Raw genomic sequence first — 17,368 nt, 5'->3', positions numbered from 1 at the left:
GTCACTATGACGCGAAACGCGATCCAGCCAGGCACCGCCCAAAATCGTGCGGGCAATCGTGTGGGCGGTTTGTTGCTTGCCACAGTTCTTCTCCTCGCTGTCACCCTGACTGGCTGCCTTGTCGCAGGTGTACGCGTTGAGCCGCGAAGCCTTGTGTGGGGCAGCGTTGCTCTCGGTTCGACAGGAACCCCCATGGCTGTCACCTTCAGTAACATCGGCAGTTCACCAATCTCCATCAGCAGCATCGGAATATCGGGAGCCAATGCCGGAGATTTTGCCATCGCAAGTAAAACCTGCGGTGCCACTCTCGCGTCCTCTTCAAATTGCACTGTCACCGTAAACTTCACTCCCACGGAACCAGGGAATCGCGAGGCCACCCTTACCTTCAATCATTCTGGATTCGGCTCGTCGCAGACCGTGTCGCTCTCTGGTACCGCGACCGGAAAAATCAGCACGCTGACGGTGACTCCGCAGACGCTTTCTTTCGGCACCATGAACGTAGGCTCGGCAAGCGCAGTTCAATCAGTGCTGCTGCAAAGCGACGGCACCACCACAATATCGTTCGCCAGCATAGCAATCACCGGAGCGAATCCAGCAGATTTTTCCATTGCTTCGAATACCTGCGGATCAAGTCTCACTGGTTCGAGCAACTGCACCATCGGCATTGCTTTCAATCCCACTGCTGCGGGATCGCGAACAGCAACACTGGTGATTACGGACTCGGCGAGCGGCAGTCCACATCAGGTCGCGCTTTCCGGAACAGGCAATGTGCCCGTCACAGGCAGTGTCACCGTGAGCCCCACATCCATCGCGTTTCCGGATACAAGTGACGGAACTTCGAGCGCGGCCCAGACTGTCACACTGAGCAACAGCAGCGCCTCCACTGTATCGCTGGGCCCGGTTGGGCTTTCGGGTCCAAATGCGGGTGACTTCGTAATCGCCAGCAATGCGTGCGGCGCAAATCTCGCTGCCGCTGCCAACTGCACAATCGGCGTTCAGTTCAAGCCGACATCGTCCGGCTCTCGCACGGCGACTCTGGGCGTCTCAGCCAACGGCACGTCACTGCAGGTTTCTCTGTCGGGGACTGGAACAAATTCGAGCACGAGCGGTGTGTCGGTAGCGCCGACCAGCATAACCTTTGCGAGCGTGGCGATTGGTTCAACAAGCTCTCCGAAGTCGGTGACATTGAGCAACGGAGGAACGTCCGCCCTCACCATCAGCAGTATCGCCATTACCGGTGCCAACGCATCCGACTTTGCAATCACCAGTAAAACGTGCGGCTCGACGTTAATCGCCGCGTCGAGTTGTTCCGTGACCATGACCTTCACGCCATCGGCTTCAGGAACGCGCACGGCGGATCTTGTATTTACCGATTCAGCCGGCAACAGTCCGCAGACCGCGACTCTAACCGGAACGGCCAGCACATCAACCACTCTGTCCATTGCACCAACCAACCCCACGGTGCTGGTCAATGCGACGCTGCAATTCTCGGCGAACGCGAGCGTGACCTGGACGGCGACCTGCGGCACCATCACCAAGGCCGGCCTGTATACGGCACCCTCCACTGCGGAAACCTGCACAGTGACGGCTACCGGAACAGGAACCACTCCTCCCTCAGTCTCAACTTCGGTGAACGTGACCAGCGGCTCAACCAGCGGAACGTTGACCGTCTATCCAAGTTCGGCGGCAGTTTTTGTCGGTACGGATCAAGCATTCCAGGCACAACTTTCCCTGGTCCCCGACGCAAATCCCGTGACCTTCAGCGTAGATGGCGTAGCCGGCGGCAATGCGACCACAGGCACAATCACGGCACAGGGCGTGTATACCGCGCCCAGCATCGCAGGTACGCACGTGCTGACGGTACAGGACTCCACGCTCGGCACCGCCGCAACTGCGAGGATCACCGTGTTTACCGATGTGAATGTGGATTTTGGTTCGCGCTCCACCACCCTTCCCCCAATCTCGCCGGACATATTCGGTACCGAGCGTATGGACTCGCTGCATAACACCGCCGACCTCGACCTGGTGAAAGCAGCCGGGATGCAATACGCGCGCATCTATGCTCAGATTCCATTTGTGTTCCCGACCAACAGCACAGCCAACTGGCCGGCAATCGATTCCATTGTGCAGAGAGTCAGTGCGAACGGTGTGCATGTGATGTTGCAGATGGTGCAAACTCCGCCATGGCTTCAGCCAGCTTCCAATCCCTGCGGAGCAGGAAATCCCGCCGCGATGCCCACCGACGTAAATGCGTGGGCTTCGCTCGCCACGCAATATGTGAAGCACATGGACGAAAATTTTCCCGGCGTGGTCACCGATTACGAGATATGGAATGAGCCCAATACCGTTGCGCTCTGTGACGCGGTCGCATCGCGGCAACCCGACTACATGAAACTCTTCGCCGCTGCCGCGCCAATGATGCGCGCGCAAGCCGCAGCTGATGCCCAGGCATCCGGTTTGCCGGCCGCGCGCGTTGGTGGCCCCGCGACAGCCGGAGTGCAGTCGGGATGGGTCTCGGCGATGCTCAGCGATCCTGTAATTTCGCAGAACATCGACTTTCTCAGCTACCACGACTACCTGTTCAGCAATCACCAGACCGCTGCGCAGTGGGACACATACAACGGAGTTGATTCTGTCTATCAGAGGACGCAGGATTCCGGCGCTGGCCCGATGCATTCCTATGTCTTTACCGAGAGGCTGATCGCCGCCGGCCAACAGCCTCAAGGAAAAAACCTCCCTCTCTACGCCACCGAATACAACTTGAATTGGTCCTTCTTAAAAAATTGCTGCGCGAACGATCCGACGTTTTCGCCCGTATGGAACACCATGTACGCAGCAGACATGCTCAACTCCGTCTACAACGGAGCGCCGAACACGCCGGGGCACATGGTCTACTTCGCTGCGACTGCAGTTCCGTACTTCTGCCTTGTCGGCGAGATTGACGCGAACATGGATTGCGCATATCCCACTGGCTCCGTGCCTCAACCCTATCCCCAATACTTCGCTTACCAGTTGCTGGGCGCGGCAAACTACCTCGATCTTCAAGACGGTGGGTACATGGCGAAAACCGTCGCTCCTCCGACGCTTGGAAACGGGCTCGTTGTGACCGCGTTCAACACCAAAAGCCAGGACGCAATCGTCATCGTCAATCCAAATCAAAATACATTGAGCAATGTGACCGTGAATCTCAACAACACCGGGCTCTCGTCGGCCCAGGGGACTCTCTATCAGATTGTGAATGGGCAATCGATTCAGAGTTCGTCCGTCACTCTGCAGAATCAGTCGGGCACGTCGTATACGACCACCGTGACGATCGGCCCGTATTCAGTTCAGGCCATCTCAATTCACAACTAAATCTGCGAAGTTGTCTCAGGTTCGGTAGAATCCGACGCCTATTCTCGAATACCTAATCCATGCAGCCTCAGCCGCGCAGGCATCTGGTCGTTCTCGAGCTCATGTCCGCACCGGGTACAGAACTGGTCTGTTGCACGCACCGTGCGGAAGCAATTCCCACAACTCGCCGTCAACTGATAATTGCATTGCGGACAAAAGTGGAAGTCGCCCTGGACATGCGTCCCGCACGCCGGACACTTCGATGCCAATGGCGCCCTGAGCAGGAAATAAAGCACAGCTCCTATACCGCCCGGCATGACAAAGCAGATTAGCATCCAGAACCGCGAACTCATCGCACGTCGTGGCGCATCCTTGCTGACGTATCCCACCATGAGGAAGTAGAGTGCTGCCAGCAATCCCCATGAAACATTCATGTAGATGCGCAGCCCCAGCGGGGGAACATGGTGCTGCGTCGTCGGAAAAACCAGCCAGAAGTAGTACTCCACCAGCACAAATACCGCTGCCGCCAGCACCATCGACCACACTGGCACCAGCCGCGTATCTTCGTTCGTATTGATCAGTTCTGGATCACGCATAAGAATTCGCCCCTCGCCTTGAGGGTCCCGCAGCAATTCGCCATTGCCGATTGCTATTCAATGGACGAGGACAATCGCAGTGAAGTTGCGACTGAGTATAGAGGAATTGCACATGGCCCGCGAATGACCCAAGTTACCGCCCCGGCATGGGCTGTGGTGTCATTCTGAGTGAAAGGGGCCCCAAGCGTCTTTCAGTTTGGGGGTGGTGAGCGAAGAATCTGCTTCTTGGCCTTCCTGGGTTCGGCTTCCGTGCCCTTCGATTCTCTAAAAGCCGAAACCTTACGACCTGCGCCGCAGCCAGCCCGCAAGTAATGCCGAGCCCAGCAATGCCGTAACCGAGAAGAATCCCCACACCGCCAGCTCGCTCACCAGGCTGGTCAAATGCTCTTCCTCAATCAGTGTGTCGGCTACCCACCATACCGGCGGGCCCACTACGAAAAACACCACCAGCGTAGCCGCCAGTGCCATTGCGCGAATCCGCTTTCGGCCTGCGCGCTGATCTTGCATCACCCCAGCCGACGCCATCACCACGCGCCGTGTCTTGTCTGCTGTTGCCCGCTCGCGATCACCGCCGAATCCTGCCATGGCTCCCACCAGATCCTCACGCGTGGTTGCATTCTGCTTCTGCACCACTCGGATGACCGGCCCCGACGTAGTCATCGTCAAACAGCCTCAATGCCACGAGCCTGCGCCCGTTCCAGCCGCGGCTTGATCGATGCCATGCCGCGATAAAGACGCGATTTCACCGTTGATAATGGCGCCCGCGTCACCTTGGCGATCTCTTCGAGCGACAAATCCTCGTGGAACCGCAGAACCAGCACTTCGCGATACAGAGTGTCCAGTTGCAGCAGCGCCGCCGAGATCTGTTCCCGGTCTTCCACGTTCGACATCCGGTCAAAGGGCCCCGGCTCGTGATCGGCTACTTCAAAGGCCATTGGCCGGTCGTCTTCGCCGCCAGCTTCGAAAAGCTCATCCAGACTGCTCATCGTTCGCTTCCGCCGCTGGTCGATTACCAGGTTGCGTGCAATCGTAAACAGCCAGGTTTCAAATCGTGCCTTGCCGTTGAATTGCCCGCCGCGCGTCAGCACGCGCATCCAAACCTCCTGAAAGAGGTCCTCCGCCATCTCGCGGTTTCCGGTCAAAAACAGGAGATACCGCAACAGACGGTGCTGGAAACGCACGATAAGCTCGTCCAGAAGCCCCGGATCCTGCCGCTTAAGTCCTTCCGCAACAGCAAGATTCTCCTGCCGAACCTGCTCCTCGGCAGCGGATACAGCGCCCGGTACAAACAACGATCGTATGGCCGAAACGGTACTCATCTTGCTCAATTAGACGACATCTCCCACCCCAAGGCCGCAAAAAAGAAAGCGTTTGCACAAAAAATACAGCGATTTACCTACGCCCTGCCGCAAATGTCCTAGCAAACATCAAAAAGTAGTTGTCATCCCGACCGCAGTGGTGGGATCTGCAGGTGCTCTTCAACCTAGATTCGATTCGAATGATGTTCTTCCGGTCCTCTAGGAGCCTCCCATTTCAGCGTCTCTGTCCGTAGAACTCCAAAACAAGCTCCAGAGCGACACCCTCTTCCTCGCATAAGCTTTCTCCATGCAATTCACCAAGCGCCTCCGCGACGGTGTCCGTAGCGGCGACATCACCGTTAGCGTCCGCATCTGGCAAAGCCCACGCGTCAAAGTCGGCGGACGCTACGCCATGGAAGAAGGTCAGATCGAAATCGATTCCATCGAACCCATCGGCTTCCCCGACATCACCCCGGAACTAGCCCGCGCATCCGGCTTTCTCGGCGTTCTCGATCTGCTCAAAGTAGCCAAACATGGCGGCGGCGAAAAAATCTATCTGGTCCGCTTTCACTACATCCCACCCTCCAAAACCAGGGCGCTCAAACCGCCGACATTGGGTGCCCCATCCTTGCGAAGCAAGGGTGGGAAAACAAGAACTCCGGTAGGGCACTGACCCGCCTCCCCGCTGTTACCCTGAACGCAGTCTGACCACCAATCCCCAACCCGAACTTCTTCGCGGCAAAGCGCATCAGCCTCATCCCTCCGATCTCGCCGCGATCCTCTCCGCCATCGGCGGATTCACCTGCTGGGTATTCGCCGACAGCATCATGAAAATGGTGGGCCGCTCCGCCCTCCCGGCCTACCAGGTCATCGGATTCCTCGGCCTCTTCATCACCGGCTTTCTCGTCGCCTACACGCTTGCCCGCCGCGACACGTCGGCCCTCTGGCCGCAACGCCCGCGCCGCCAGCTCGTCCGCTCCAGCCTCGATCTAATCAACAATCTCTGCGTCGTTGTCGCACTGCGTCATGTGCCGCTCACGCTGTTCTACATCCTCGTCTTCATGTCCCCGGGCGTCATCACCATCCTTGCGGCCATCTTCATTCGAGAAAAACCCGGCCTCCGTAAATCCCTCGCCATCGCCATCGGATTTGCAGGCGTCGTCATCGCCGTCAATCCCTTCACCTCCTCGCGCCAGGGAGATTGGATCGGCTACGCGGCATGTATGACCTGCGTCGCCTGCTTTTCCGTGAACATGGTCTGGTCCCGCATCCTCACCCAGACCGAATCCCCTGAAAGCCTCACCATTTTCTCCGGCGTTGTCATGGCCGTGGCTGGATTCGGCTCCATGCTCTGGCACGCCGAGCCCCTCACTCTTCATCTACTCCTCGCTTTGGTCAGCATGGGCGCGTTTGGCGCCACGGGAAGCATCTGCTTCTTCGTCGCCCTTCGCCACACCACCGCATCGAACGTTTCGCAATACCACTACACCCAGTTGGTCACGGGCGCCGTCGTCTCCTACCTCCTGTTTCACGAACTCCCCACCGTGTGGATGTTCCTCGGCGGTGCGCTCATCGTGGCCTCCGGCCTCTACATCGCTTTCCTCGCATCTCGGTCTCACAACATCGGCCAAATCTGTGAGACTAGTTCGTGTTCAACTCTGAACACCGGACGCTGACCTGTGACCTCAGAACTCACAAGATCATTCAAAGCTCCCCTTGAAGCCATCGGCACTTCGCTACGCTGGGTCGTCGTCCGCGTTCCCATCGACCTCAAGAAAGCGTGGCCCACCTGGAAAAGCCGCCGAGTGTTCGGCGAAATCAATGGCTTCGCTTTCAAAACAGCACTCATTCCGGCCTCGAAGGGCCAGGGCCACCTGCTCATCGTGAACCAGAAGATGCAAGCCGGCGCGGGAGTCCGCGCAGGCGACCGAGCCCTCATCAAGCTCTCGCCCGATTTAGGCGAACTCGTCGTCGACATCCCGCCGGAATTCGCCAAAATCCTTAAATCCGATCGCGCTCTGAAGAAGTTCTTCGAAGCCATGAGCCCTTCCATGCGCAAGGGGTTCACCAACTTCATTGCCGACGCCAAATCCAAAGAGACTCGACAGAAGCGCGCTGAGGCCATGGCCGAAAGCCTGATGCTCGCCATGGAAGGCGAACAGGAACCGCCACCGATTCTGCGCGTTCAATTCCAGCGCCAGCCCCAGGCTCGCCGCGGCTGGGATTTGATGACGCCGCTCCAGCGCAGAAATCATCTGCTGGGCATCTTCTATGCGCAGACGGTAGACGGTCGCGAACGCCGCGCTGCCAAAGCCATCGAAAGCTGCGTGGCCGTAGCCCGCCGCCGTCCGGTTTCCTAACCCGCCATCTACACTAATTACATGGATGTTCTCTACGGCGTGCACCCGGTGGCAGAAGCTCTCAAGGCAGGCCGACGGCGCTTCGATCACGTCATGGTAGCCGCCGAGCGCCACGACGACCGCCTCGCGCGCCTAGTCGCAGACTGCAAGCAAGCCGGCGTCCGCGTACGCCAGGAACCTCGCGAACACCTTACCCATCTCGCTGGCACAGCCGCACATCAAGGCGTAGTCGCTCTTGTCCGTCCGCAGGAAGCGCTGGCGATTGAAGACCTCTTTACCGCTCCCGATCCTTCGCAGCCGCGCCTGCTCCTCGCCCTTGACGGAGTGGAAGATCCACAGAATCTCGGCGCCCTTCTGCGCGTTGCTGATGGCGCCGGCGTTGACGGCGTAGTGCTCACCGAACGCCGTGCCGCACCCCTCAGCCCTGTCGCCGTAAAAGCCAGCGCCGGAGCCTCCGAACACCTCCGCATCGCGCGGGTCGTGAACCTCGTCCGGGCTTTGCAAGAGTTGAAAGGACAGAACATCTGGGTCATCGGCCTCGACGAACGCGGCACATCCGACTACGACCAATTCGACTTCAGCGGCGACTGCGTTCTCGTCCTCGGCAGGGAAGGCGCCGGCCTCCACGATCTCGTCCGCCGCACCTGCGACCACCTGCTGCGCATCCCCATGGCCGGTGGCGTCAGCTCCCTCAACGTCTCGACGGCCGGAGCGGTAGTTCTCTACGAAGCCGCCCGTCAGCGCCGCGCTGCAGCGCGCCAGCCCTCCAATGCTCGCCATGGCGCTGCTCCCGAGTCCAAGAAGAAACAGAAAGGCTTAGGTTCATGAAGTTGTCCCTCGCCCGGACGCTGGCATTTGCATTTTCTGCTGCGATCCTGGCCTCCATTCCCGTCAAAGCACAAACGCCGTCCGTCCCCAGTCCCTCTAGCCCCAACCCCGATCAGCAGCAATCAACTCCGGATCAACCTGCTCAGAACCCGCCAGCCCCAAAGCCTGCTGGGAAAGTTCTCTTCGAACGATCCCTCGATGCCAACGGAAACACCGTCAACACCACCGGACCCGCCGCCAAGCCCGCCGCTCAGCCTGCAGAAACTTCAACTGTCGCGGATGCCGATCGCAAGGCCATCGCCATCACCAGCCTCGATCTCGATGTCCGCCTCAATACGCCGGCTCAGCAACTAGCCGCACGCGCTCTCGTAACTGTCCGCAACGCTGGCACGTCGCCGCTGACGCATATTCCGCTGCAGATCTCATCCTCCCTGAACTGGGAACGCATTCGCATTGCGAGCCGCGACCTGTCCGCCCCCGTCGCCACTATCAACTCCGACTCCGACCACACCGGCCAGCTTCATGAAGCAGTCGTTTCTCTCGCGCAGCCTCTCGCGCCCGGCGCAACCATCCAGCTCGACGTCACTTATTCAGGCACTATCGCCGCAACTGCGCGCCGCCTCCTCTCCGTCGGAACGCCTGAAGAGTCAGCCGCCCACTCTGACTGGGACGAGATCAGCCCCGAGTTCACGGGCCTTCGCGGCTTTGGCAACGTTGTCTGGTATCCCGTCTCCAGCACGCCCGTGATCATCGGCGATGGAGCCCGCCTCTTCGACGAGATCGGCAACCAAAAGCTTCACGCCGCTGGAACCGCCTTCCGACTTCGCTTGACCGTAGAGTTTCCCCACGGACATCCCCCCACCATTGCAGTCATCAACGGCCACGCAGTCTCGTTAAAAATTTCTGACCCGCAAAGCCTGGGTGAAGACGTACCGGGTATCGCAACCGCCGACACTGGTCCGTCGACCCTTGCATTTGAGTCCCCAAGCTTGTTTGTGGCAACGCGCACCGCCCACCCCGGGCCCCACCTCACCGCCTACACAGCTCCGGAAGACGAATCCGCTGTCAAAGAATGGCTCGCGGTCGCAACCAACGTCGCTCCCATGATTGAGCGCTGGCTGGGTCCCGACCCGCGCACCCAACTCACCGTGCTTGATCTTCCCGATCCTGACGACCTGCCTTGGGAATCCGGACCGCTGCTGGCCATCCCTGTACGCGACGCGCCTTCTGACCAGCTTGCGGCAATTTTGTCTCACGCCTTGACGCACGCATGGATGGCGCCCGAACCCTACTGGCTCAATGAAGGAACAGCCAACTTCATGGGCACTCTCTGGGACGATCACCAGCACCATCGCGACCGCGCACTTGCCACACTCGAAGCTGGCCGCCAGGCGCTCGCACTTGCTGAACCCCCAAGCCCCGGTGAAGGCGCCGGTCAACCTCTCGCCGCAGCCATCTCGCCCGTCTATTACCGCACCAAGGCCGCCTACATCCTGTGGATGTTGCGCGACCTCGTCGGCGACGACGCGCTGGCGGCGGCTCTCCGTGCCTCCAACGCCGCAGAATCGGGCAAACCTGCGAATGCCGAAATGCCATCTTCATTCCAGGCACTGCTCAAGGCTCAGGGCCCGCGCAATTTGAATTGGCTCTTCGCCGACTGGATCGATGCCGATCACGGCCTGCCCGACCTTACCATCGACAGGGTTTTCCCCAACGCCGTGCAATCCGGCAACTGGCTCACCTCCGTCACCATCTCCAACGCCGGCTATGCTGCTGCCCAGGTTCCCGTCACCGTTCGTTCTGCCACCAACAACACGACCGAGCGCGTCTTCGTCCCCGCCCATGGCACCGTCACTCCCCGCATTCTCGTTCAAGGCAAGCCGATTGAAGTTCAGCTCAACGACGGCACCGTCCCGGAAACACAAGCAAGCGTTCATGTCATGCACTTGGACCAAAAGCCAGAACCCGATCTGCCTGCCCCTGCGCCAAAATAGTTGACCGCACTCACACCCTGATTCATGAGCGCGAAGTCTCCATCCAAAGACTGATGCGCTTTTGTATGGTCGCTTCGTACGATAGGCGAACCATGGAGGCCGATCCCCAAACCAAGCGACAGATGGGCGTGTGGGCGGCCACGGCGGTCGTCACCGGCGAAGCTATCTCCCTTGGCATTTTCCTCACTCCGGCAGCAATGGCGCGCTCGCTTGGCTCACCTGCACTGCTCGCTGCCGTGTGGTGCGGCATGGCCGTCATTACGCTAGCTGGAGCACTCTGCTTCACCGAGCTTGCCGTCCGGAATCCCCAGGATGGCGGCGAATACGTCTATCTCCGTCGAGGCTTTGGCCGCCACGTCGCCTTCCTTTATGGTTGGATGGCAGCTGTCGTCATGTATCCCGGTGTCGCCGCTGCGCTTTCAGTTGGCACAGTGCCCTATATACTGGCCCTCGTCCCATTACCCATTTCGGTCGCAAAAGCCCTCCCCCCACTCATCCTGCTCACTCTCGGTGCGATCAACTACTTCGGCACTCGATTGAGCAGCGGCCTAATGACCGCCCTCAACTGGCTCAAGGTTCCAGTACTCGCTGCCCTAGTCGGATGGGCCTTCGTCTCCGGCCACGCCACCATGGCCAATGTTGCGCCTCTCATGGCGCGCCGCCCCGGCTCCGATCCCCTGATCGATGGCATCGCCGGAGCAACTATCAGCGCCTTCTTCTGCTTCGGAGGCTGGTGGGAGGCTGGAAAAATCGCTGGAGAAGTTCGAAATCCGTCGCGCAACCTCGCAGTTGCCTTTTCTGGGGGCGTGCTGATTGTAACGGCGATTTACCTTCTGCTCAGCTTCGCATTCGTTGCGGTCGTTCCCATGCAGCAGATCCAGTCCAACACGGCATTCGTCGCACTGTTCGGACAAGCTCTTTTTGGTTCTTCGGGAGCGGGCATCCTGTCGATGTGCGTTGTGCTCTGCGTCCTTGGAGGCCTCATGGTGCTCAGCATGGCTGTGCCGCGTGTGACCTATGCGCTCGCGCGGGGAGAGGCCGGCACCTCATCCACAGGCGCTCTGGCCGCATTTGCCCGGCTGCATCCGCGCTTTGGATCGCCCGCCAATGCGGTCTTGCTGCAGACGGGAATGTCGTTGCTGGTTCTCATGCTCGGCGCCTTTGATCGCATCCTCGCCTTTATCATTTTTTCCGCTGTTGTATTTCTCGCGCTCACGGCAGGAACGCTATTTCGCACCATTAAGCCCGTGCGCAGGTGGTGGTACCCACTGGCTCCCATCGTCTTTATTGCCGGCAGCGGAATTCTCGCCATCATGTTGTTGATGCATAGCCCCGGCTCCGCACTTCTCGGCGCAGCTGTCGTCCTGTGCGGACTACCCGTCCGATGGCTGCTCACCCGGAATACCGAAATCCCATCCGCAGTCGCCACCGATTCCATCTCGCCGTAAATCTGCGGATCACTGACAACTTTTCACTGTCCACTGGAGAACCCAATGCCTCATATTCCCCTCCCCCCAGAACACATCGGCATTCGCGGCGCCATGGCGTTTCGCCCTGACACCGCACGCCCTCTCAACGATCTCGTCGAGATCCTCCTCACCGGCCCCAGCACTCTCACCAAGGGTGAGCGCGAGCTCATCGCCACCTATGTTTCCAGCCGTAACTGCACCCACTTCTGCGCCAGCATTCACGGAGCCATCGCCGCCGCGCATTTCGGCGGAGACGAAGCGCTGGTGAAGCAAGTGAAGACCGACTTCACTCAAGCCGACATCAGTCTCAAACTCAAGGCACTCCTGGTGATTGCTGGAAAAGTACAGAAAGACGGAAAGCTCGTAACCACCGCCGACGTAGAAGCCGCGCGCAACCACGGCGCCACTGATCTCGAGATTCACGACACCGTTCTGATTGCCGCTGCATTTTGCATGTACAACCGCTATGTCGACGGACTCGGCACCGTGCAACCCGACGACGAAGCGCTCTATCGCGAACGTGGCCGCATGGTGGCCCGCAACGGATACGTCAGCACCAGCAAGGAATACCTCGGCAAAGCTGAGGAGGAAGTTCACAGCTGACAGTCGTCAGTTCTCAGTTTCAAGGCGAACCCGTCTTCGTCCTGCGAGTGAAGGAAACACTGCACTGATCACTGCCCACTGACAACTGAACACTGGAGGTTCCATGCCCCACATCAATTTGCCCGAAGGCCTGCCCGGCATCAGCGCTGGTTTTGCATTCCGTCCCGAAACTGCAAAGCCCATGCGCGAACTCGCCGACATTCTGCTCCATCAGCCCAACTCGCTCGCCCCGGGAGAGCGTGAACTGATCGCGACCTATGTATCTTCCCGCAACTGCACCACGTTCTGCGCCTTGAGCCACGGAGCAGCCGCGACAAATCATTACGGCGATGCCGGAATTGTGGAGAAGGTAAAGTCGAACTTTCTTGAAGCGCCCATCAGCGCCAAGCTCAAAGCTCTCCTGATCATCGCCGGAAAGGTGCAGCAGGACGGGAAATTGGTTTCCGAGTCAGACGTGCAGGCAGCGCGCACCCTCGGCGCCACCGACCTCGAAATTCACGACACCGTTCTGATTGCTGCGGCGTTCTCGATGTACAACCGCTACGTCGACGGCCTCGCAACCGTGCAGCCGACCGATCCCGGAATGTATGAACAGATGGGAAAGCACCTGGCCGAAGAAGGCTACACCAAGCCCTCCATTCGTCAGCCGGTCGACGCGTAGTTTGCTTCGCAACCTATTGGTTGCACAAGGAAGAGCATTGCCCTGTTTTTCGCTTCGCGGCGAGTCGGTTACTCAATCGTCCCAGATTCCCTGGTTCCTAGCCCTTGTCTCCCGCGTTCCGGCCCTTGACCTTGAACCAGATTGGCGTGCCTTTGAACCCGAAAGATTCGCGGATCTGATTCTCAAGAAAGCGCTCGAAGGCAAAGTGCAACTTGATGTCGCGGTCGGTGAACAGCACAAACGTTGGCGGCGCCACCGCAGCCTGCGTCATGTAGTAGATCCGAATGCGCTTGGCCATCGGCACCGGTGCCCGCTGGAAATCGATCTTCTCGAGGAACCGATTCATCTGTCCCGTGGTGACTCGCTTCCGCCGTTCCGCCGCAACGGCCTTCACTTCCTTTAGAACGCGCGGCATTCCCGATCCTTCAAGAGCCGAAAGAAAAATCACCGGCGCATAGTCCAGATATTTCAGCGCACGCCGCAACTGTTCTTCCCAAATCGCACGATCCGCGGGAGGCTTTCCGTCGGTGCGGCCCGTCGTCACCGCATCCCACTTGTTCACGATGATGATGACGCTGCGCCCGCTCTCGTGAGCATAGCCGCCGATCGTCGCGTCCGCGCCCGTTACGCCTTCTGTCGCGTCAATCACCAGCAGCGCAACGTCAGCCGCTTCGAGATGCCGACGCGCCATCACCACGCTCATCTTTTCGGCCATCAGGTGCGTCTTGCCCTTGCGCCGGATTCCCGCCGTATCTACAAAACGTAGCGTGTCGCCTTCAAACTCAATTGCCTCGTCCACCGCATCACGTGTCGTGCCTGCAATGGGCGACACAATCGCCCGCGATGTTCCCGTCAGCGCGTTCAACAGTGTCGACTTGCCCACGTTGGGCCGCCCAATAATCGCCACCGCCGTCTCGCGCTGTTCAAATTCACCGTGGGTACGAATTAACTTGTCATGTTCTTCATCTTCCGCACCTGGCTCGAGCGGGCCGCCTTCTGAAACCTCGGCGTCCTCGGCAGCTTCCTCCGCGATCTCCGCCTCCGTGGCAGGAATCGCCTCTGCGATAGCATCTAGCAGATCACCAATGCCCAGCCCATGCTCCGCGCTGATCGCGTACACGTTCTTGATGCCGAGCTGGCGGAAATTCTCCGCGGCGTAAGCCATAGCCTCGCCCTCGATCTTGTTCACCGCCAGGAACACAGGCTTCTTGCTGCGCCCCAGCAGCCGCACCAGGTCGTAGTCGGGACTGGCCAGCTCGGTGCGCGCGTCCACCACCATCACCAGCGCCTGCGCTTCTTTCAGCGCCACCTTCGCCTGGTTATAGATCTCCGTGGGAATCAGCTCGGGATCGTCCGGAACGATGCCGCCCGTGTCCACGATCCGAAACCGCCGCCCCATCCACTCGCATTCGCCGTAGATGCGATCCCGCGTGATGCCCGGCTCGTCGCCCACAATCGAGCGCCGGCTCTTCGTCAACCGGTTGAATAGGGTGGACTTGCCCACGTTGGGCCGCCCCACAATGGCCACCAGCGGAAGCGCTTCGGCTCCGGGCCGCGTGGGAATTACCGATCTGCGATACGTAGGCAAAGCTTTCTCCAAATCCAAGACAGCTCTTCCAGTCTACCGTTCGCACACCTTCGGCGTTCATTCTGGAACTCGCGTCAGATTTTGTTTCAGCTCTTTATTCGCATTCCCTTCGCCGTCCAGGTAGGACCTATGATGGAATAGCACCCGCCGATGGCCTCCTCCCAAACTTCAACCCGCACCCTGCCCACGCTCCACGAGTTCTTTTCGCCCGGCGGCATTCTTTCCAAATCTCCGCTCCCCTACGAGTACCGTCCGGGCCAGTTGGAGATGGCGAAATCCGTCGAGCGCGCCCTCGCCGAGCGGCGACACCTGATCGTCGAAGCCGGCACCGGCACCGGTAAGACACTCGCCTACCTGTTGCCCGCCCTTCGCACCGGCCAGCGCGTCATCGTCTCCACCGGAACCAAGGCCCTGCAGGACCAGCTCTTCTTCCGCGACGTGCCTTTTCTCGAATCGCTGCTGGGGAATCTGCAGGTCTGTTACATGAAGGGCCGCGCCAACTACCTCTGCCGCCACAAGCTCGTCGCCCTGCGCGATCAGCCAATCTTGTCAGGATTGGAAGAGATCGACCAATACCGCCAGATCGCCGAGTGGGAGAAGACCACCGAAACCGGCGACCGCTCCGAGCTTTCTGAACTTCCCGAGTCGAGCGCCCTCTGGCACAAGCTCGACGCGCGCAGCGATGCGTGCCTCGGCACTACGTGTCCCGACTACCGCCGCTGCTTCATCACCGAGATGCGCCGCCGCGCCCTCGAGTCCGACATCATCATCGTCAATCACCACCTCTTCTTCGCCGACCTCGCCGTCAAGCAGCAGGCCTCAGGAGCACCGGACGCCGGTATCCTGCCCGAGGCTGCCGCAGTCATCTTCGATGAAGCTCATGAACTCGAAGACGTCGCCTCCAGCTACTTCGGGCTTTCCGTGAGCAACATCCGCTTTGAAGAACTGGCCCGCGACACTGACGTGCTGCTTCGAGCCAAGCCCGGCGCCGAGAGAATGCCTGCCGCAACCCAGCAGTTGCGCGACCGCGCACGCATGTTCTTTGCGAACCTGCCATCCAACGGGGACGGTCGTCAGCCCTTCGACAATCGCGAAGAGTTCCTGGAAACCTCCGGCGACCTCTATCTATCCCTGCGCACGACCCTACGCCTGCTTGAATCGGAGATGGACCTGCTCACCGACATCGACGAGGCTCCAGGGCTGCGCAAACGCGTCGCGCGCCTTCGCAGCGAACTCGAATTCCTCCTCGAATCAAACTCCAGCAACATGGTCTACTGGCTCGAACGCCGCGTCCAAGGCGGCGCAAGTAACGATCGGGCCACATCGTCCGGCCGAGGCGGGTTCAAATCGCAATCGCGCCACACCTTCCTGCAGGCCACGCCCATCGACGTCTCCGAATTGCTGCACGAACTGGTTTTCGAAACCATCCCGACCGCGATCCTTACCTCCGCAACCCTCACCGTGCAGGGAGGCTTCGAACACATCCGCAAGCGCCTTGGCATGACCGACGCCCGCGAACTCGTCGTGCCCTCGCACTTCCGCTATGGCGAACAGGCCCTGCTCTATCTCCCGCCCAATATGCCCGATCCGCGCGACTCCGATTTCCCCGAGGCCGCTGCCATATGCATCCGTCGAGTATTGGAGCTGTCGAAAGGACGCGCCTTCTGCCTCTTCACCAGCTACGCCCAGATGCGCGATCTCTATGAGCGCCTGCTCCCCGTGCTCGACTTCCCGATCCTGCTACACGGCACCGCGCCCCGCAAAGCGCTACTAGAACAGTTCCGCACCACACCCAATGCCGTCCTCTTCGGCACTTCAAGCTTCTGGCAGGGAGTCGACGTGCAGGGCGAAGCCTTGAGCTGTGTCATCATCGATCGCCTGCCCTTCGCAGTCCCCAACGATCCCGTAGTGCAAGCCCGCATGAAAGCCATTGAAGAAGCCGGCGGCAAGCCCTTCTTCGACTACCAGGTCCCGTCCGCAGTTCTAACGCTGAAGCAAGGCTTCGGCCGCCTTATCCGCTCGCTAGAAGATCGCGGTGTGCTCGTTCTCCTTGATCCGCGGATCACCCGGCAGAGATACGGCCAGACCTTTTTGACCAGCCTCCCTCCCTATCGAATGACAGCGACGATCACGGACGTGGAGACGTTCTTCAGCAGTTGATCCTTTTGGCTATATAACGGCTGTCATCCTGAGGCAAAGCCGAAGGATCCGCGTTTTCGTTCAGGTGTTCATTCGATCGGACGCCCGACGATAATCAGCAGGCTCATATTCGTACCAGTTGTGGCTCAGGTCTTCCCAAGTCACATTTGCCATTTCAATCAGAGCAATTTTTCGTGCTCGCTTCCATCCCTTGAGCTCTTTTTCCCGCCTGATTGCTCTAAAAATGTCCTCATAAACTTCAAACCATACGAGACGATCGCAGTTATATCGTGCGGTAAAGCCATCGTGCTCCTTCCATTTGTGCTGAAAGACCCGTTTCCGCAGATCGCTGGTCACCCCGATGTAAAGCGTGTGACTGCGGCTGGCGACGATGTAAGTAAAATAGCCTTTGCTGGGCATGCGCAGCATGGTACGGAATTTTGTATAGGGATTGCTGTGACAAGGACAACCGCAGATCCTTCGGCTTTGCCTCAGGATG

General features: G+C 59.4%; 15 protein-coding genes. 10 read left to right on the top strand and 5 right to left on the bottom strand.

The window, feature by feature from the left end; genetic code table 11:
- The first annotated feature begins 6 nt into the window (after nucleotides 1-6).
- The gene (locus P8935_RS01380; protein WP_348263220.1) at nucleotides 7-3,354 is read left to right on the top strand and encodes a choice-of-anchor D domain-containing protein; all 3,348 of its coding nucleotides are present in this window, start codon (nucleotides 7-9) and stop codon (nucleotides 3,352-3,354) included.
- Nucleotides 3,355-3,392: 38 nt separating this feature from the next.
- Here the strand turns inward: P8935_RS01380 and P8935_RS01375 are convergent, their stop codons facing one another.
- From P8935_RS01375 to P8935_RS01365, 3 genes are all read right to left on the bottom strand, one after another.
- A complete protein-coding gene (locus P8935_RS01375) occupies nucleotides 3,393-3,929 on the bottom strand; it encodes a zinc ribbon domain-containing protein (RefSeq protein WP_348263219.1) in 537 nt (178 codons plus the stop codon).
- Nucleotides 3,930-4,208: 279 nt separating this feature from the next.
- On the bottom strand, nucleotides 4,209-4,595 hold the full coding sequence (locus P8935_RS01370) for a hypothetical protein (protein ID WP_348263218.1): 387 nt from the start codon (nucleotides 4,593-4,595) through the stop codon (nucleotides 4,209-4,211).
- Nucleotides 4,592-5,248 (bottom strand): sigma-70 family RNA polymerase sigma factor, encoded by a 657-nt coding sequence (locus P8935_RS01365; protein WP_348265383.1) that lies wholly within the window; start codon nucleotides 5,246-5,248, stop codon nucleotides 4,592-4,594. The genes P8935_RS01370 and P8935_RS01365 overlap by 4 nt, the downstream gene beginning before the upstream one ends.
- 286 nt (nucleotides 5,249-5,534) lie before the next feature.
- Here P8935_RS01365 and P8935_RS01360 point away from each other — a divergent pair, with 286 nt between their 5' ends.
- The 8 genes from P8935_RS01360 (at nucleotide 5,535) to P8935_RS01325 (ending at nucleotide 13,142) form a co-directional block, all read left to right on the top strand.
- Nucleotides 5,535-5,900, top strand: coding sequence for an ASCH domain-containing protein (locus P8935_RS01360; RefSeq protein ID WP_348263217.1), 366 nt, complete (start codon nucleotides 5,535-5,537; stop codon nucleotides 5,898-5,900).
- 31 nt (nucleotides 5,901-5,931) lie between these two features.
- Nucleotides 5,932-6,903, top strand: a complete 972-nt coding sequence (locus tag P8935_RS01355) for a DMT family transporter (protein WP_348265382.1) — start codon at nucleotides 5,932-5,934, stop codon at nucleotides 6,901-6,903.
- 3 nt (nucleotides 6,904-6,906) lie between these two features.
- The gene (locus tag P8935_RS01350) at nucleotides 6,907-7,587 is read left to right on the top strand and encodes a YdeI/OmpD-associated family protein (RefSeq protein WP_348263216.1); all 681 of its coding nucleotides are present in this window, start codon (nucleotides 6,907-6,909) and stop codon (nucleotides 7,585-7,587) included.
- Between the two features lie 21 nt (nucleotides 7,588-7,608).
- Nucleotides 7,609-8,415: a 23S rRNA (guanosine(2251)-2'-O)-methyltransferase RlmB gene (gene rlmB / locus P8935_RS01345; protein WP_348263215.1), complete on the top strand. Its 807-nt coding sequence runs from the start codon at nucleotides 7,609-7,611 to the stop codon at nucleotides 8,413-8,415.
- A complete protein-coding gene (locus P8935_RS01340; protein WP_348263214.1) occupies nucleotides 8,412-10,409 on the top strand; it encodes a hypothetical protein in 1,998 nt (665 codons plus the stop codon). The genes rlmB and P8935_RS01340 overlap by 4 nt, the downstream gene beginning before the upstream one ends.
- A gap of 92 nt (nucleotides 10,410-10,501) precedes the next feature.
- Nucleotides 10,502-11,857: an amino acid permease gene (locus P8935_RS01335; RefSeq protein WP_348263213.1), complete on the top strand. Its 1,356-nt coding sequence runs from the start codon at nucleotides 10,502-10,504 to the stop codon at nucleotides 11,855-11,857.
- A 45-nt stretch (nucleotides 11,858-11,902) separates the two neighbouring features.
- Complete coding sequence (locus tag P8935_RS01330) at nucleotides 11,903-12,481, top strand: peroxidase-related enzyme (protein WP_348263212.1); 579 nt, start codon at nucleotides 11,903-11,905, stop codon at nucleotides 12,479-12,481.
- Between the two features lie 103 nt (nucleotides 12,482-12,584).
- The gene (locus tag P8935_RS01325; RefSeq protein ID WP_348263211.1) at nucleotides 12,585-13,142 is read left to right on the top strand and encodes a peroxidase-related enzyme; all 558 of its coding nucleotides are present in this window, start codon (nucleotides 12,585-12,587) and stop codon (nucleotides 13,140-13,142) included.
- Between the two features lie 97 nt (nucleotides 13,143-13,239).
- On the opposite strand, the gene der is transcribed toward P8935_RS01325, so the two are convergent.
- Entirely contained in the window at nucleotides 13,240-14,730 is a 1,491-nt protein-coding gene (gene der / locus P8935_RS01320) for a ribosome biogenesis GTPase Der (RefSeq protein ID WP_348263210.1), read from the bottom strand.
- 150 nt (nucleotides 14,731-14,880) lie between these two features.
- Here der and P8935_RS01315 point away from each other — a divergent pair, with 150 nt between their 5' ends.
- Nucleotides 14,881-16,890, top strand: a complete 2,010-nt coding sequence (locus P8935_RS01315) for an ATP-dependent DNA helicase (protein WP_348263209.1) — start codon at nucleotides 14,881-14,883, stop codon at nucleotides 16,888-16,890.
- A 60-nt stretch (nucleotides 16,891-16,950) separates the two neighbouring features.
- Here P8935_RS01315 and P8935_RS01310 read toward each other — a convergent pair whose 3' ends face one another.
- Nucleotides 16,951-17,298 (bottom strand): GIY-YIG nuclease family protein, encoded by a 348-nt coding sequence (locus P8935_RS01310; RefSeq protein ID WP_348263208.1) that lies wholly within the window; start codon nucleotides 17,296-17,298, stop codon nucleotides 16,951-16,953.
- Nucleotides 17,299-17,368: the final 70 nt, after the last annotated feature.

Origin of the sequence: Telmatobacter sp. DSM 110680 (assembly GCF_039994875.1) — a bacterium.
Lineage (GTDB): Bacteria > Acidobacteriota > Terriglobia > Terriglobales > Acidobacteriaceae > Telmatobacter.
Note: the sequence above shows the minus strand (reverse complement) of the source record. Positions and strands in the feature narration are given on the sequence as shown.

Excerpts from the sequence above, each read along its gene's own strand:
- P8935_RS01340 (WP_348263214.1), top strand. The coding sequence starts at position 8,412 with ATGAAGTTGTCCCTCGCCCGGACGCTGGCATTTGCATTTTCTGCTGCG.
- P8935_RS01315 (WP_348263209.1), top strand. The coding sequence starts at position 14,881 with ATGGCCTCCTCCCAAACTTCAACCCGCACCCTGCCCACGCTCCACGAG.
- rlmB (WP_348263215.1), top strand. The coding sequence starts at position 7,609 with ATGGATGTTCTCTACGGCGTGCACCCGGTGGCAGAAGCTCTCAAGGCA.
- P8935_RS01310 (WP_348263208.1), bottom strand. The coding sequence starts at position 17,298 with ATGCTGCGCATGCCCAGCAAAGGCTATTTTACTTACATCGTCGCCAGC.
- P8935_RS01380 (WP_348263220.1), top strand. The coding sequence starts at position 7 with ATGACGCGAAACGCGATCCAGCCAGGCACCGCCCAAAATCGTGCGGGC.
- P8935_RS01325 (WP_348263211.1), top strand. The coding sequence starts at position 12,585 with ATGCCCCACATCAATTTGCCCGAAGGCCTGCCCGGCATCAGCGCTGGT.
- P8935_RS01330 (WP_348263212.1), top strand. The coding sequence starts at position 11,903 with ATGCCTCATATTCCCCTCCCCCCAGAACACATCGGCATTCGCGGCGCC.
- P8935_RS01375 (WP_348263219.1), bottom strand. The coding sequence starts at position 3,929 with ATGCGTGATCCAGAACTGATCAATACGAACGAAGATACGCGGCTGGTG.
- P8935_RS01365 (WP_348265383.1), bottom strand. The coding sequence starts at position 5,248 with ATGAGTACCGTTTCGGCCATACGATCGTTGTTTGTACCGGGCGCTGTA.
- P8935_RS01360 (WP_348263217.1), top strand. The coding sequence starts at position 5,535 with ATGCAATTCACCAAGCGCCTCCGCGACGGTGTCCGTAGCGGCGACATC.
- P8935_RS01335 (WP_348263213.1), top strand. The coding sequence starts at position 10,502 with ATGGAGGCCGATCCCCAAACCAAGCGACAGATGGGCGTGTGGGCGGCC.